The sequence below is a fragment of the Rhodococcus aetherivorans genome, from assembly GCF_025722975.1.
Classification (GTDB): Bacteria; Actinomycetota; Actinomycetes; order Mycobacteriales; family Mycobacteriaceae; genus Rhodococcus; species Rhodococcus aetherivorans.
On record NZ_CP106982.1, the window covers coordinates 2,761,035 to 2,775,348 of the forward strand.

A 14,314-nucleotide genomic window follows, 5' to 3' on the forward strand; every position below is an offset into this window, starting at 1 on the left:
ACGTTCACGGACCCCGCGAAGATCCGGAACTTCTGCATCATCGCGCACATCGACCACGGCAAGTCGACGCTCGCGGACCGCATGCTGCAGCTCACCGGTGTGGTCGAGGAGCGCCAGATGCGGGCCCAGTACCTCGACCGGATGGACATCGAGCGCGAGCGCGGGATCACCATCAAGGCCCAGAACGTGCGGCTGCCGTGGCAGGTCGACGGCGAGGACTACGTGATGCACCTCATCGACACGCCCGGGCACGTGGACTTCACGTACGAGGTCTCCCGTGCGCTCGAGGCATGCGAGGGCGCGGTGCTCCTCGTCGACGCCGCCCAGGGCATCGAGGCGCAGACCCTCGCGAACCTCTACCTCGCTCTCGACAAGGATCTGACGGTCATCCCGGTCCTGAACAAGATCGATCTGCCCGCGGCCGACCCGGACCGCTACGCCGCCGAGCTCGCCCACATCGTCGGCTGCGAGCCCGAGGACGTGCTGCGCGTGTCGGGCAAGACCGGCGTGGGCGTGCCGGAACTGCTCGACGAGGTGATCCGGCAGGTGCCGCCGCCGGTCGGCGACCCCGACGCGCCGGCCCGCGCGATGATCTTCGACTCGGTGTACGACACCTACCGCGGCGTCGTCACGTACGTGCGTGTGGTCGACGGCAAGATCGTGCCCCGCGAGAAGATCAAGATGATGTCCACCGGCGCCACCCACGAGCTGCTCGAGGTGGGCATCGTCTCGCCCGAGCCGAAGGCCACCGCCGGTCTCGGCGTCGGCGAGGTCGGCTATCTCATCACCGGCGTGAAGGACGTGCGCCAGTCGAAGGTCGGCGACACCGTCACCTCTGCCCGCGGCGGCGCCGCCGAGCCGCTCACCGGCTACCGCGAGCCCCGCCCGATGGTCTACTCCGGCCTGTACCCGGTGGACGGGTCGGACTACCCCGTCCTGCGCGACGCTCTCGACAAGTTGCAGCTCAACGACGCCGCGCTCACCTACGAACCCGAGACGTCGGTGGCTCTGGGCTTCGGATTCCGGTGCGGCTTCCTCGGCCTGCTGCACATGGAGATCACCCGGGAGCGGCTCGAGCGCGAGTTCGGCCTCGACCTGATCTCCACCGCCCCGAACGTGGTCTACCGCGTGGTGCTCGAGGGCGGGCAGGAGCACATCGTCACCAACCCGTCGGACTGGCCCGAGGGCAAGGCCCGCGAAATCTACGAGCCGATCGTCAAGTGCACGATCATCTCCCCGAGCGAGTTCATCGGTTCGATCATGGAACTGTGCCAGTCGCGGCGCGGCGAGCTCGGCGGCATGGACTATCTGTCCGAGACCCGCGTCGAGCTGCGCTACACCCTGCCGATGGCCGAGATCATCTTCGACTTCTTCGACTCGCTGAAGTCCCGCACCCGCGGCTACGCCAGCCTCGACTACGAGGAGGCCGGCGAGCAGGAAGCCGCGCTGGTGAAGGTGGACATCCTGTTGCAGGGCGAGGCCGTCGACGCGTTCAGTGCGATCGTCCACAAGGACGCGGCGGCCGCGTACGGCAACAAGATGACCACCAAACTCAAGGAGCTCATCCCGCGGCAACAGTTCGAGGTCCCGGTGCAGGCGGCGATCGGGTCGAAGATCATCGCCCGGGAGAACATCCGCGCGATCCGCAAGGACGTGCTCGCCAAGTGCTACGGCGGCGACATCAGCCGCAAACGCAAGCTGCTCGAGAAGCAGAAGGAGGGCAAGAAGCGGATGAAGACGATCGGCCGGGTGGACGTTCCGCAGGAGGCGTTCGTGGCCGCGCTCTCGTCCGAGGCGTCTGCCGACAAGCCGAAGGGGAAGTAGCCCACCGTGCTCGAGACCTGGCTCACGCGCACCCTGGGCATCACCGTCCCGCTGCTCGGCGCCCCGATGGGAGGCCGCGCCGGCGGCCGGCTGGCCGGCGAGGTGACCCGCGCGGGGGGCCTCGGTCTGATCGGAGCCGCGCGTTACAACACCCCGCAATGGCTGGCGGCCGAGTCGGCGGTGGCCCGCGAACTCGGCGGCGGGCTGCTCGGTTTCGGCCTGATGACGTGGTCGCTGGCCGCCGACGACAGTCTTCTCGACGCGGTGCTGGCCGAACGGCCCCGGGTGGTGTCGCTGTCCTTCGGCGATCCGGCGCCCTATGTGCCGCGCGTGCACGCGGCGGGCGCCCTGGCGATCTCCCAGATCAACACGATCGAGGACCTGCGGATCGTCGAGGCCGCCGGGGTCGACGCGGTCGTCGCGCAGGGACACGAGGCCGGCGGGCACACCGGCCGCATCGGGACGCTGCCGCTCCTGCAGGAGGTGCTCGAATCGACGTCGCTGCCGGTGCTCGCCGCCGGCGGCATCGCGTCCGGACGGGGACTGGCCGCGGTGCTCGCGGCCGGCGCCGAGGGCGCGCTCGTCGGCACCGCGTTGCTGGCGAGCCCCGAGACGGTCGGCCCGGAGTATGCCCGGGACAGGCTCGTCGCGGCGAGCAGCACCGACACCGTCTACACCGACGTCTTCGACCGGGCCCGGCACCAGCCGTGGCCGGCGCGGTGGGGCGGCCGGGCCCTGACGAACGACTACACCGCCGAGTGGCACGGGCGCGGCGCCGACGAGGAGACCCTCGCCGCCGCGTACGACGGCAACGACCCCCGGCTCGGCGTGGTCTACGCGGGCGAGGCGGCCGGACTCGTGCGGGAACAGCGGCCCGCCGGCGAGATCGTCCGCGACATCGCGACCCGCGCGGAGGAACTGCTGCGCCGCTTCGGGTAGCGGGTCAGGGCGCCGGACGCGCGGGCAGGAACTCCCCGGCCGCGATCTGTTCCTCCGCCCGGATCACGTGCACGACCGCGTTGATCTGCGCCAGGTGGGTGAAGGCCTGGGGGAAGTTGCCCAGGTGCCGGCCCGAGCGCGGGTCGATCTCCTCGGCGTAGAGCTTGAGCGGGCTGGCGTAGCCGAGGAGTCGTTCGCACAGGGTGCGGGCCCGTTCCACCTCGCCGATCTCCACCAGGGCGGAGACCAGCCAGAACGAGCAGATCGTGAAGCTGCCCTCCTCGCCGGTCAATCCGTCGTCGGTGGAGTCCACCCGGTACCGCAGGACCAGGCCGTCCTCGGTCAGTTCGTCCTCGATCGCCAGGACCGTCGCCCGCACCCGCGGGTCGTCGGCCGGCAGGAACCGCAGCAGCACGACCAGCAGCGCGGACGCGTCCAGGGAGGGATGACCGTAGCGCTGGGTGAACACCCCGCGCTCGTCGACGCCGTGGGCGAGAATGTCCGCCTTGATCTCGTCGGCGACGGCGTCCCACCGCGCGGCGTGGTCCGGGCGGCCCTGCATGCGCGCCAGTCGCGCGCCGCGATCGAGGGCGACCCAGCACATCACCTTGGACGAGGTGAAATGCTGCGGCTCTCCCCGGACCTCCCAGATGCCGCGATCGGGCAGGCGCCAGTGGTCCTCGGCCTGGCCGACGAGCCGCTGCACGGCCGGCCAGAAGGTCTGGGGCATGTGCCGGCGGGTCCTCGCGTGCAGGTACACCGAGTCGAGCATGGCGCCCCAGATGTCGTGCTGCGTTTGGTGATACGCATCGTTGCCGATCCGCACCGGACGGGCCCCGTCGTAGCCGCACAGGTGGTCGAGCTGCGATTCGGTGAGCACGCGCTCCCCACCCACGCCGTACATCACCTGCAGCGGCTGCAACCGGCCGTCCTCGCTGCGGGAGGCGTCGGAGATGAACGCGAAGAACGCGTCGGCCTCCCGGTCGAGGCCGAGGGTGTACAGGCCCCACAGTGCGAACGTGGAATCCCGCACCCACGCGTAGCGGTAGTCCCAGTTCCGTTCTCCGCCAGGCGTTTCCGGAAGAGACGTGGTGGCCGCCGCGAGCAGGGCGCCGGTCGGTGCGTAGGTCAGGCCCTTGAGGGTCAGGGCGCTGGCCTGCAGGTAACTCCGCCAGGGGTGATCGGGGAAACGGCCCGTGGTGATCCACTCGCGCCAGAAGTCGGCCGTCTCCGCCATTTTCGCGGCGGCTTCCTCGAACGTGGCGGGACACTGCACATCCGACCACGACAGCGCGACGAACGCCTTGTCGCCCTTGACCATCCGGGTGCGTGCCCGAGCCTCGCCGCCCTCGAGCCCGAGCCGGAGGTCGGTGGTGAGCCGTAGTTCGGGATGCTCGCCGGGTTCGCCGCCGGTGCAGAACGCGGTGGCCTCCTCGTACACCTTGCCCGTGTACTCCCAGCGCACCGGGGCGCGGTGGTAGTCGAACGCCGGCGCGCAACTGACGTCGAGTTCCACCGTCCCGCTCACGCAGCGGACGGTGCGCAGCAGAATGTGCTCGGCGTCCCAGTCCGTCGGCGTCCGGGTGTGAGTGCGCGATCGTTCCTGGACGGCGTGCCAGGGCCCCATCACCAGCGCGTCCCGCACCACCATCCATCCCGTCTCGGTCTGCCACGTGGTCTCGAGGATCAGTCCGCCGGGCAGATACCGGCGTGCAGCGGGCACGGTGCGGTCGTGCGGTCCGACACGGAAGTACCCGGCGCTGCGGTCGAGAATCGCCCCGAACACGCTGGGCGAGTCGGGCCGGGGCAGGCACATCCATTCCACCGCCCCGTTGCGCGCGATGAGGCATGTCGTTTCGCAGTCCGACAGGAACGCGTAGTCGTCGATCGGCGGGTACGGGCTGCGGTGTGGCGGGTGGGAATGCGCGGAGGAGATCCCGGACCCCGGAAACGTCTGTGCCATCACCTCATGATCCCGGCACCCGGCCGTCGGCGTCCACCGAAACGGCGACGACTAGGGTGGGGGCGTGGATCGGGTGGCATCGTGGTGGGACGGCTTCGAGTTGTGGCTGGCCGGCCTTCCCTTCGTCCCGCAGGTCGCGCTGGTGCTGGTCGTCATGGTGCCGTTGTGCGCCGGCGTGGCCTGGCTGCTCGACCGCGCCCTCGCGGGCGTGCTCGCGGCCGTCGGACGCAGAGAGCCGGCCGCGTCCGAACGGAAGACGGAGGATCGCTGACATGCCACGCTCGCGCGTGACCCTGGCCCTGCTGGCCCTGCTCGTTCTCGTCGTCGTGGCCTGGCTGCTGACCCGCTGACCCTGCGCCGGAGGTACGTCGTGAAATCTCGTCCGGGCCGGCGCGTCGCGGCGCTCGCCTCGATCGCGGCCGTCGTGCTCACCGCGTGTTCGGCCGGCTCCGGCGATCGCGGCGACGCGGCCGAGGCCGCCTCCGGGCCCACCGTCGACCTGTACGCCCACGAGGGTGCCCGGGCGGCGCTGGACACGGTGATCGCCGCGTTCGGCGCCACCGAGGCCGGCGAGGACGTCCGGTTCGACGTCGCGTCCGGTCCGTCCGCGCAGCAGGCCGTCGCCGTCGTGGACGGCGCCTCGGCCGATTTCGTCACCTTCGCATCGGTGCCGGACCTGACCGGCCTCGTCGACGCGGGACTCGTCGACCCGGACTGGAACGCGGGAGCGTACCGGGGAGTCCCGTACGGGTCCGTCGTCACGATGGTCGTGCGGGAGGGCAATCCGCGGGGTGTGGCGGGCTGGGACGATCTGCTCGCGCCCGGTCTCGAGGTGATCACCCCCGACCCGTCGGCCTCCGGTGCGGCGAAGCTGAACCTGCTCGCCGCGTACGCCGCGACGAGCGACGGCGGTGCCGATCCGCAGGCGGGGCTGGACTACCTCGCCGCGCTCGTCGGTGACCGCGTCGAAACCTCGCCCGCGAGCGGCGAAGAGGCCGTGGAGGCGTTCGTGCAGGGTGCCGGCGACGTGCTGCTCCTCTCGGAACAGGAGGCGTTGCGGCTCGAGCGCGACGGCGCCGCCGTCCGGCGTGTCCCCCTGACCACCACTCTCCGGATCGACAGCCCCGCCGCGGTGATCGACAACGCACCCGACGTGCGGGCGGCCCAGGAGTTCAACGACTTCCTCTACACCGGGGAGGCGCAACGGCTGTGGGCGGCGGCCGGATTCCGGCCCGCCGACCCGGGTGCCGCACGCGAGTTCGCCGACGACTTCCCGGCTCCCGAAAGACTGTGGACCGTCGAGGATCTCGGTGGCTGGAGCACGGTCGACGCCGAGCTGTTCCGGCCCGGTACCGGCAGCATCGCCGTGATCTACGCCGACGCGGCGAACTAGGGCGACGGAGCCGGGGATCCGCGCGCCCTGCGGACTGCTGCGCTCGAAATTCCTTGCGCGACCGGAGGTCACGGCCGCATGCGTCACTCGCGGCAGATGAGTACCGGGCAGCGGGAGTGATGGAGCAGGCCCTGGCCGGTGGAGCCGAGCAGAGCCGACGCGATCGTGCTGCGACCGTGGCTGCCCACCGCGACGAGTTGCGCGTCGATGGAACGCTCGATGAGGGCCACCATCGCGCCGCGGCGCTCGAGCTCCGTCCGCAGCTCGACGTCGGGATACCGCTCGCGCCAGCCGGCCAGGCTCTCCGCGAGGTCGGCGACCTTCTGCTCCGCGTACGTCGTCCAGTCGACGAAGCGGGCGGACTCGTCGTAGCCCCGCAGGGTCGACTGCTCGGTCCATGCGTGCACGGCGATCAGCGGTACGCCGAGGAACGACGCGAACTCGAACGCATGCTCGATGGCAGCGTTGCTCAACGCGCTGCCGTCGACGCCGACGACGACCGGCCGGGTGTCCACCTCCTCGTGATCGCCCTCGCCCCGCCACGCCACGACCGGGCAACGGGCGTGGTTGGCGACGCGGACGACGTCGGAGCCGGCGAACATCGAGCGCAGTTCGCCGGTCGTGGTCCGGCCCACCACCAGCAGGCGGGCGGTCTTCGACAGTTCGACGAGGGTCTTCGCCGGCGGTCCCGGCCGGCTGCTGCATTCGATCGTGACGTCCGTGCGGCCGTCGAGCGCCGCCCGGCGGGCGCGTTCGAGCAGCCGTTCGCTGTCGGCCTGCAGGAGCTTGGCGAACTCCTCCTTGGATCTGCCGCCGGTCGCGCTCGGCGCATCGGGCAGCACGTTGACGAGGTGCAGCGGCTCGCGGAAGATCCGGGCGGCAGATGCGGCCCAGTGGGCCGCGGAGAACGAGCCGTCCGAACCGTCGATGCCGACTACGATCCCGTGCCGAATCGGTGCTGTGGCCATGACGATGCCTCCTTGCCTCGACTCCAGTCTGTCCCGATAGGACCGGCGTGCGCCAGAGACAATCGGTGGTTGTCAGGCGATGTGGCGCGCGGCGGTCCCGGCGTGCACGAGCGACTGCCGGTAGCGCTCGTCGATCACGAGCCCGACGGAATCGGAGGCCGCGAGGGTGGTGGCGCAGCTGACCTCGGGGAACGCCGCCCGGGCGGCGGCGACGGCGCGGTCCCACAGCAGGCCGGGGGCGAGCATCCACGGCGCGAGCACGAGGGTGGTGGCGCCGGCGGCGCGCAGGGCCGCCAGGGCGTCGACGACGGTCGGTGCCGCGGCGGTGGCGAAGCACGTCCGGCCCCACGCCCACGACGTGCCCCGCAGCAGGCGCGGGGTGATCGCGTCGGTGGCGGCGTTGGCGTCGTGGCGGCGGGATCCGACCGCGCACAGCGCGACGCCCACCGTCGGGTCGGTCCGGGAGACACCGGTGGCGGCGATCGCCTCGCGGGCCGCCGCGACGAGACGGTCGTCGGCGCCGAGGACGTCCGCCTGGATCACGTCGAGAAGCGGGTGCCGGGCGCGGGCCTCGGCGAGCAGCGCGGGCAGATCCACGCGGGCGTGGAAGGCGCTGCCCAGCAGCAACGGGACCACCACCACGCGGCGGTGTCCCTCGGCGGCGACGGCGTCGACGACCTGCCCCACCGACGGGGTGTTCAGGTCCAGGAACGCAAGCCGCACGTCCCGGCCCGGGTGGCGTTCCCGCAGCGCCGCGAGCACGGCAGCCATGGCGCGCGCCGAGCGCGGGTCACGGCTGCCGTGCGCGACGGCGACGAGCGGGATCATGCGGGGACGCGGTCCCCGAGTTCGATCTCGGCGAGGCTGTTGCCCACCAGGCCCGCCGCGAGGGTGTTGCCGCCCGCGGGATCGATGAGCAGGAAGCTGCCCGTGCGCCGGTTGACCTTGTAGTCGTCGGCCGCGATGGGCTCGGCGACCCGGACGGTGATGCGGGCGATCTCGTTGAGCTCGAGCGACTCGGGGGTGGGAACCGAGGTCAGGGTCTGCTCGTCGAAGCGCTCCTCGAGCGTCCCGACGATCGCCTGCGTCGTGCGAGTGCCGTGCTTGAGCAGCAGCCGGGCACCGGGCCGCAGCGGCTTCTCCGCCAGCCAGCACACCGTCGCCTCGAACTGGCCGATCGGTTCCGGGGCGGCGGCCGGGGCGGCGATGACGTCGCCGCGGGAGACGTCCACGTCATCCGCGAGGATCAGCGTGACGCTGCGGCCGGCGTGCGCGACGTCGAGCTCGCCGTCGGCGGTGTCGATCCGCTCGATCGTGGTCCGGGTGCCCGCGGGCAGGATCACGACCTCGTCGCCGGGACGGACACTGCCCGCCGCGACCTGTCCGGCGTAGCCGCGGTAGTCCGGGAACTCGGCGGTGCGGGGCCGGATCACGTACTGGACCGGGAACCGCAGCCCGATCTCGTGACGGCCGTGGACGTCGGCGTCGACCGGGACGGACTCGAGGTGCTCGATGAGCGTCGGACCGTCGTAGTACGGCGTGTTCTCCGAACGGACCGCGACGTTGTCCCCGTGCAGGGCGGAGACCGGGATCTCCTGCACGTCCTCCGGGGACCAGCCGAGCGACCGGGTCAGGGCGTTGAACTGGTCGCAGATGTCGGCGAACACGCGCGCCGGGTCGTCGACCAGGTCGATCTTGTTGACCGCCAGGACGAGCTTGGGCACGCCGAGCAGCGCGAGGACGGCGGCGTGCTTGCGGGTCTGCGCGATCACGCCCTTGCGGGCGTCGACGAGCAGCACCACGAGCTGGGCGGTGGACGCACCCGAGACGGTGTTGCGGGTGTACTGCACGTGTCCCGGGGTGTCCGCGAGCACGAAGCTGCGCCGGGGTGTGGCGAAGTAGCGGTACGCGACGTCGATGGTGATGCCCTGTTCGCGCTCGGCGCGCAGGCCGTCGACGAGCAGGGACAGGTCGGGGGTGTCGAGACCCTTGTCGACCGAGGCGCGGGTGACCGCGTCGATCTGGTCGGCCAGCACGGACTTGGTGTCGTACAGCAGCCGGCCCACGAGGGTGGACTTGCCGTCGTCGACGCTGCCGGCGGTGGCGAGTCGAAGGAGGTCGCTCATGATCAGAAATATCCCTCTCGCTTGCGGTCCTCCATGGCCGCTTCGGAAACGCGGTCGTCGCCGCGGGTCGCCCCGCGCTCGGTGAGCCGCGACGCGGCGACCTCGGCGAGGATCGCCTCGTTGTCGGCGGCCTCGGACAGGATCGCGCCGGTGGTGGAGCCGTCGCCGACCGTGCGGTAGCGCACCGACCGGACCTCGAGTTCCTCACCCTCGGCCGGGCCGCCCCAGACGCCGGGCGTCATCCACATGCCGTCGCGCCGGTACACCGGGCGCTGGTGGGCGTAGTAGATGCCGGCGAGTTCGACGTTGTCCCGGGCGATGTACCGCCAGATGTCGAGCTCGGTGAAGTTGCTCAGCGGGAAGACCCGCACGTGCTCGCCGGGGGCGTGCCGGCCGTTGTACAGGTTCCACAGCTCGGGCCGCTGCCGCTTGGGATCCCACTGGCCGAAGGCGTTGCGCAGCGAGAAGATCCGCTCCTTGGCGCGGGAGCGCTCCTCGTCGCGGCGGCCGCCGCCGAACACCGCGTCGAAGCGGTTCTCGGCGATGGCGTCGAGCAGCGGCACCGTCTGCAGCGGATTGCGGATCCCGTCGGGCCGCTCGGTGAGGCGGCCGTCGGCGAGGTAGTCCTCGACCTTCGCCACGTGCAGCCGCAGCCCGTACTTCTCGACGACGTGGTCGCGGAACTCGAGGACCTCGGGAAGGTTGTGCCCGGTGTCGACGTGCAGCAGCGCGAACGGCAGCGGCGCGGGCCAGAAGGCCTTGAGCGCCAGATGCAGCAGGACCGTCGAGTCCTTGCCGCCCGAGAACAGGATCACCGGGCGCTCGAATTCGCCGGCGACCTCGCGGAAGACGTGGATCGCTTCGGACTCGAGCGCGTCGAGGGTGTCGAACCTGTCGCCGTCCGACTTGCGCCGGGATTCGGAGAAATTCGTGTCGATGAGTGTCATGAGGCGTGCAACCCGCATTCGATCTTGGCTCGGCCGGCCCACCGTCCGCTGCGCGGATCGGCTCCGGGTAGTGGTTTGGCGGTGCAGGGGGCGCACCCGATGGACGGATAGCCCTCGTCGACCAGGGGATTGACGAGGATCCCGTGCTCGTCGATGTAGTTCTGCATGTCCTCGTCGGACCACGCGGCGATCGGGTTGATCTTCACCAGCCCGAAGGCATCGTCGAAGGAGATCAGCGGGGCGTTGGCCCGGGTGGGGGCCTCCACCCGGCGGATGCCGGTGACCCACGCCTGATAGCCCTTCAGGGTCTCCTTCAGCGGCACCACCTTCCGCAGGCGGCAGCACTCGTTGGGGTCCCGCGCGAACAGATCCTTGCCGAGCAGTGCGTCCTGCTCGGCCACCGTCTGCTGCGCCTTGGCCTCGACCAGGTTGACGCCGTACACCTGCGCCACGGCGTCACGGGTGCCGAGGGTCTCCGCGAAGTGGTAACCGGTGTCGAGGAACAGCACGTCCACGCCGGGATGCACCTGCGCCGCGAGGTGCACGAGCACCCCGTCCTGCATGTTCGACGCCACGATGTACGAGTCGCCGAAGTTCTCCTCGGTCCACTGCAGCAGTTCCCGCGCCGAGGCGCCGTCGAGAGTGGCCGCCCCCTGCGCGGCCAGCTCCCTCAGTTCCTCCGTTGTCCGTGTCGTGGTCACGTTCCGTCCTTCGATCGTCTGCTCCCCGGTCATCGCAAATCGGCCTCGTCCGCGCGCAGCACCCACTGCGAGAAGCGTTCTCCCGCAGTGCGGTGCTTGACGAAGTTGCGCACCACGCGCTCGATGTAGTCGCCCATCTCGGCGCTGGTCACCTTGTGCTGGCGCAGCTTGCGGCCGAACGCGGCATCCATGCCGAGCGTCCCGCCGAGGTGCACCTGGAAACCCTCCACCTGGTTGCCGTCCCCGTCGTCGACGAGCTGGCCCTTGAAGCCGATGTCGGCGACCTGCGAACGCGCGCACGAGTTGGGGCAGCCGTTGATGTTGATCGTCACCGGAACGTCCAGCTGGGCGTTGATGTCGGCGAGGCGCTGCTCGAGCTCGGGCACCAGCGCCTGCGAGCGCTTGCGGGTCTCGACGAACGAGAGCTTGCAGAACTCGATGCCCGTGCAGGCCATCAGGTTCTTGCGCCACGGCGTCGGGTTCGCGGGCAGGCCCAGTTCGCCGAGGTCGGCGATCAGCTGATCGACCTTCTCGTCGGCGACGTCGAGCACGATGAGCTTCTGGTACGGCGTGAAGCGGATGCGATCGGATCCGGCCTTCTCGGCCGCGTCGGCGACGGCGGCGAGGATCGTGCCGGAGACCCGGCCCGCGATGGGGGCGACGCCGACCGCGTTGAGCCCGTTGCGCAGCTTCTGCACGCCCACGTGGTCGATCGGGCGCGCCGGCTTCTCCGGCGCGGGTCCGTCCAGCAGCGGCCGCTTCAGGTATTCCGTTTCGAGAACGTCCCGGAACTTCTCGACGCCCCAGTCCTTGATCAGGAACTTCAGCCGCGCCTTCGAGCGCAGGCGGCGGTAGCCGTAGTCGCGGAAGACCGACACGACGGCCTCCCACACGTCGGGCACCTCGGCGAGCGGGATCCACGCGCCGACCCGTTGCGCCAGCATCGGATTCGTCGACAGGCCGCCGCCGACCCACAGGTCGAAGCCGGGGCCGTGCTCGGGGTGGTTCACGCCGACGAACGCGACGTCGTTGATCTCGTGCACCACGTCCTGCTGACCGGAGATCGCGGTCTTGAACTTGCGCGGCAGGTTCGAGTACTTCGGGTCGCCGATGTAGCGGCGGACGATCTCCTCGACCGCCGGTGTGCCGTCGATGATCTCGTCGAGGGACTCGCCGGCGAGGGGGGAACCGAGCACCACGCGGGGGCAGTCGCCGCACGCCTCGGTGGTCTTCAGGCCGACGGATTCGAGACGGCGCCAGATCTCCGGGACGTTCTCGACCTCGATCCAGTGGTACTGGACGTTCTCGCGGTCCGACAGGTCGGCGGTGTCGCGAGCGAACTCGGTCGAGATCCCCGCGATCGTGCGCAACTGCGCGAGGTTCAGGGCGCCGCCGTCGCAGCGCACCCGCATCATGAAGTACTTCGCCTCGAGCAGATCGATGTTCTCGTCGCCGGTGTAGGTGCCGTCGTAGCCCTGTTCGCGCTGCGTGTACAGGCCCCACCAGCGGAAGCGGTTGCGCAGGTCGCTCCGGTCGATTCCGTCGAATCCCGTGTGCGCGTAGATGTCTTCGATGCGCCGGCGCACGTTGAGCGGGTTGTCGTCCTTCTTGACCTGCTCGTTGGGGTTGAGCGGCTCACGGTAGCCGAGGGCCCACTGGCCCTCCGCGCGCTGCTTGGCGGGCCGGGCCGGGCGGCGGCGGGCCGCGGCGGTTTCGGTCGTATCGCCGGCGGGGGAGACGTCGGTGGTCGACGACATACGGGTACTCCTGGAGTTCGCGAGGGACCGGATCGGGATCGGCAGGGCGGGCTGAGCCCGGCGCGGACATGCCTCGACCCGGCGGGAAGCGGGGGCTGCCGGGGGTGGGGCCGACTATCGACAGTTGGCGCAGAAACCGGCGGTGCAGGACAGACACCGCGATGCACAGACACGCTTGAGGTCGACGTGGCGTCGCGCCACGAGTCGCACTCCGGGTCCGGTCATGCGGACCATTGTGCCATGTCACGGGCCTGTTCTCGAAACGTGGCGGTATTTACGCCGAATTTCGGGGAAATGCCGAGGTGACAGCGCCGGGCCGGGGTGGCGTGTCCGGGCCGTGTCCGGGCGGCGGGCTCCGGTCGGCCTTCTGGAACACTGGGGGAGTGAGTGGAACCAATGTCGGAGTCGGAGCAGGGTTCGAATTGCCGGCCTCGGCCCTCGCCGGTGTCGGTTCCCGCCCGTTCGGCGTGTACGTGCACGTCCCGTTCTGCGCGAGCCGCTGCGGCTATTGCGACTTCAACACCTACACCGCCGGAGAGCTCGGCACGTCCGCGTCTCCGCAGTCGTGGCTCGAGGGGTTGCGCAGCGAGCTCGACATCGCGGCGCGACTGCTCGGCGCCCCGGCGGCGCAGACCGTCTTCGTCGGCGGTGGCACCCCGTCGCTGCTCGGTGCCGACGGCCTGTCGCAGGTGCTCGCGGCGGTCCGGTCGAGCTTCGGCCTCGCCCCGGGCGCGGAGGTGACGACGGAGTCCAACCCGGAATCGACGTCGCCGGAGTTCTTCGACGGCATCCGCGGGGCCGGTTACACCCGCGTGTCGCTGGGCATGCAGTCCGCCGCTCCGCACGTGCTCGCGGTGCTCGACCGCACGCACACCCCGGGCCGGGCCGTCGCGGCCGCGGGCGAGGCGCGGGCCGCCGGATTCGACCACGTCAACCTGGACCTGATCTACGGCACCCCCGGCGAGCGGGACGAGGACCTCGACGCGTCCCTCGACGCCGTGCTCGCTGCGGACGTCGATCATGTCTCGGCCTACGCGCTGATCGTCGAGGATGGCACCGCGCTCGCCCGCCGGGTGCGCAGGGGCGAACTGCCGGCCCCCGACGACGACGTGCTCGCGGCCCGCTACGAGCGCATCGACGCGCGGCTCGAGGCCGCCGGCCTGACCTGGTACGAGGTGTCGAACTGGGCGCGCGCCGACGATCCGTCGGCGCGGTGCGCCCACAACCTCGGCTACTGGGACGGCGGCGACTGGTGGGGGGCCGGGCCGGGCGCGCACAGCCACGTCGGCGGCGTCCGCTGGTGGAACGTCAAGCACCCGGCGCGCTACGCGGACGCGCTCGCCGCCGGCGGGCTCCCGGTCGGGGGCAGCGAACTGCTCACCGCCGGCGACGTCCACACCGAACGGGTGATGCTCGAGGTGCGGCTGCGCACCGGCCTGCCGCTGGACGTGCTCGCCCCCGAGGAACGACGCGCCGCCGAGACCGTCGTCGCGGACGGCCTCGCCGACCTGCGCGCCGGCCGGCTGGTGCTCACCGATCGCGGCCGGCTCCTCGCCGACGCGGTGGTGCGCGCGATCCTGACCTGACCGCGCAGCCGCCCGGCGCCCTCACCGCGCAGCGGTGCGATGTCCTGACCGCGCAGCGGTGCGATGTCCCGACCGCGCAGCGGTGCGATGTCCCGGCCGCGCAGCGGTGC

12 protein-coding genes are annotated in these 14,314 nt (G+C 71.1%); 5 read left to right on the forward strand and 7 right to left on the reverse strand.

Going from position 1 to position 14,314, the window contains the following annotated elements:
* The first annotated feature begins 36 nt into the window (after nucleotides 1-36).
* Both lepA and OCS65_RS12600 read left to right on the forward strand, forming a co-directional pair.
* Nucleotides 37-1,824 carry a translation elongation factor 4 gene (gene lepA, locus OCS65_RS12595; protein WP_230304568.1) on the forward strand — a complete coding sequence of 596 codons (1,788 nt, stop codon included), beginning with the start codon at nucleotides 37-39 and terminating at the stop codon, nucleotides 1,822-1,824.
* A gap of 6 nt (nucleotides 1,825-1,830) precedes the next feature.
* Entirely contained in the window at nucleotides 1,831-2,763 is a 933-nt protein-coding gene (locus OCS65_RS12600) for an NAD(P)H-dependent flavin oxidoreductase (RefSeq protein WP_043801736.1), read from the forward strand.
* Nucleotides 2,764-2,767: 4 nt separating this feature from the next.
* On the opposite strand, the gene OCS65_RS12605 is transcribed toward OCS65_RS12600, so the two are convergent.
* Entirely contained in the window at nucleotides 2,768-4,726 is a 1,959-nt protein-coding gene (locus tag OCS65_RS12605) for a glycoside hydrolase family 15 protein (RefSeq protein ID WP_029544363.1), read from the reverse strand.
* 64 nt (nucleotides 4,727-4,790) lie between these two features.
* Between OCS65_RS12605 and OCS65_RS12610 the strand changes: the two genes are divergently transcribed.
* Both OCS65_RS12610 and OCS65_RS12615 read left to right on the forward strand, forming a co-directional pair.
* The gene (locus tag OCS65_RS12610) at nucleotides 4,791-4,997 is read left to right on the forward strand and encodes a hypothetical protein (protein ID WP_006933801.1); all 207 of its coding nucleotides are present in this window, start codon (nucleotides 4,791-4,793) and stop codon (nucleotides 4,995-4,997) included.
* 99 nt (nucleotides 4,998-5,096) lie between these two features.
* On the forward strand, nucleotides 5,097-6,119 hold the full coding sequence (locus OCS65_RS12615) for an extracellular solute-binding protein (protein ID WP_263510274.1): 1,023 nt from the start codon (nucleotides 5,097-5,099) through the stop codon (nucleotides 6,117-6,119).
* An 83-nt stretch (nucleotides 6,120-6,202) separates the two neighbouring features.
* On the opposite strand, the gene OCS65_RS12620 is transcribed toward OCS65_RS12615, so the two are convergent.
* The 6 genes from OCS65_RS12620 to OCS65_RS12645 form a co-directional block, all read right to left on the reverse strand.
* Nucleotides 6,203-7,087 (reverse strand): universal stress protein, encoded by an 885-nt coding sequence (locus tag OCS65_RS12620; protein ID WP_168579771.1) that lies wholly within the window; start codon nucleotides 7,085-7,087, stop codon nucleotides 6,203-6,205.
* Nucleotides 7,088-7,159: 72 nt separating this feature from the next.
* Nucleotides 7,160-7,915 (reverse strand): sirohydrochlorin chelatase, encoded by a 756-nt coding sequence (locus OCS65_RS12625; RefSeq protein ID WP_029544357.1) that lies wholly within the window; start codon nucleotides 7,913-7,915, stop codon nucleotides 7,160-7,162.
* Complete coding sequence (locus tag OCS65_RS12630; RefSeq protein WP_006933807.1) at nucleotides 7,912-9,213, reverse strand: sulfate adenylyltransferase subunit 1; 1,302 nt, start codon at nucleotides 9,211-9,213, stop codon at nucleotides 7,912-7,914. Before OCS65_RS12630 ends, OCS65_RS12625 begins: the two co-directional genes overlap by 4 nt.
* Before the next feature lie 2 nt (nucleotides 9,214-9,215).
* Entirely contained in the window at nucleotides 9,216-10,160 is a 945-nt protein-coding gene (cysD, locus tag OCS65_RS12635; RefSeq protein ID WP_006933809.1) for a sulfate adenylyltransferase subunit CysD, read from the reverse strand.
* Complete coding sequence (locus OCS65_RS12640) at nucleotides 10,157-10,894, reverse strand: phosphoadenylyl-sulfate reductase (RefSeq protein WP_006933811.1); 738 nt, start codon at nucleotides 10,892-10,894, stop codon at nucleotides 10,157-10,159. The genes cysD and OCS65_RS12640 overlap by 4 nt, the downstream gene beginning before the upstream one ends.
* Complete coding sequence (locus OCS65_RS12645; protein ID WP_006933822.1) at nucleotides 10,891-12,618, reverse strand: nitrite/sulfite reductase; 1,728 nt, start codon at nucleotides 12,616-12,618, stop codon at nucleotides 10,891-10,893. Before OCS65_RS12645 ends, OCS65_RS12640 begins: the two co-directional genes overlap by 4 nt.
* A gap of 383 nt (nucleotides 12,619-13,001) precedes the next feature.
* Here OCS65_RS12645 and hemW point away from each other — a divergent pair, with 383 nt between their 5' ends.
* The gene (gene hemW, locus OCS65_RS12650; RefSeq protein ID WP_065922453.1) at nucleotides 13,002-14,204 is read left to right on the forward strand and encodes a radical SAM family heme chaperone HemW; all 1,203 of its coding nucleotides are present in this window, start codon (nucleotides 13,002-13,004) and stop codon (nucleotides 14,202-14,204) included.
* The last annotated feature ends 110 nt before the right edge of the window (nucleotides 14,205-14,314 follow it).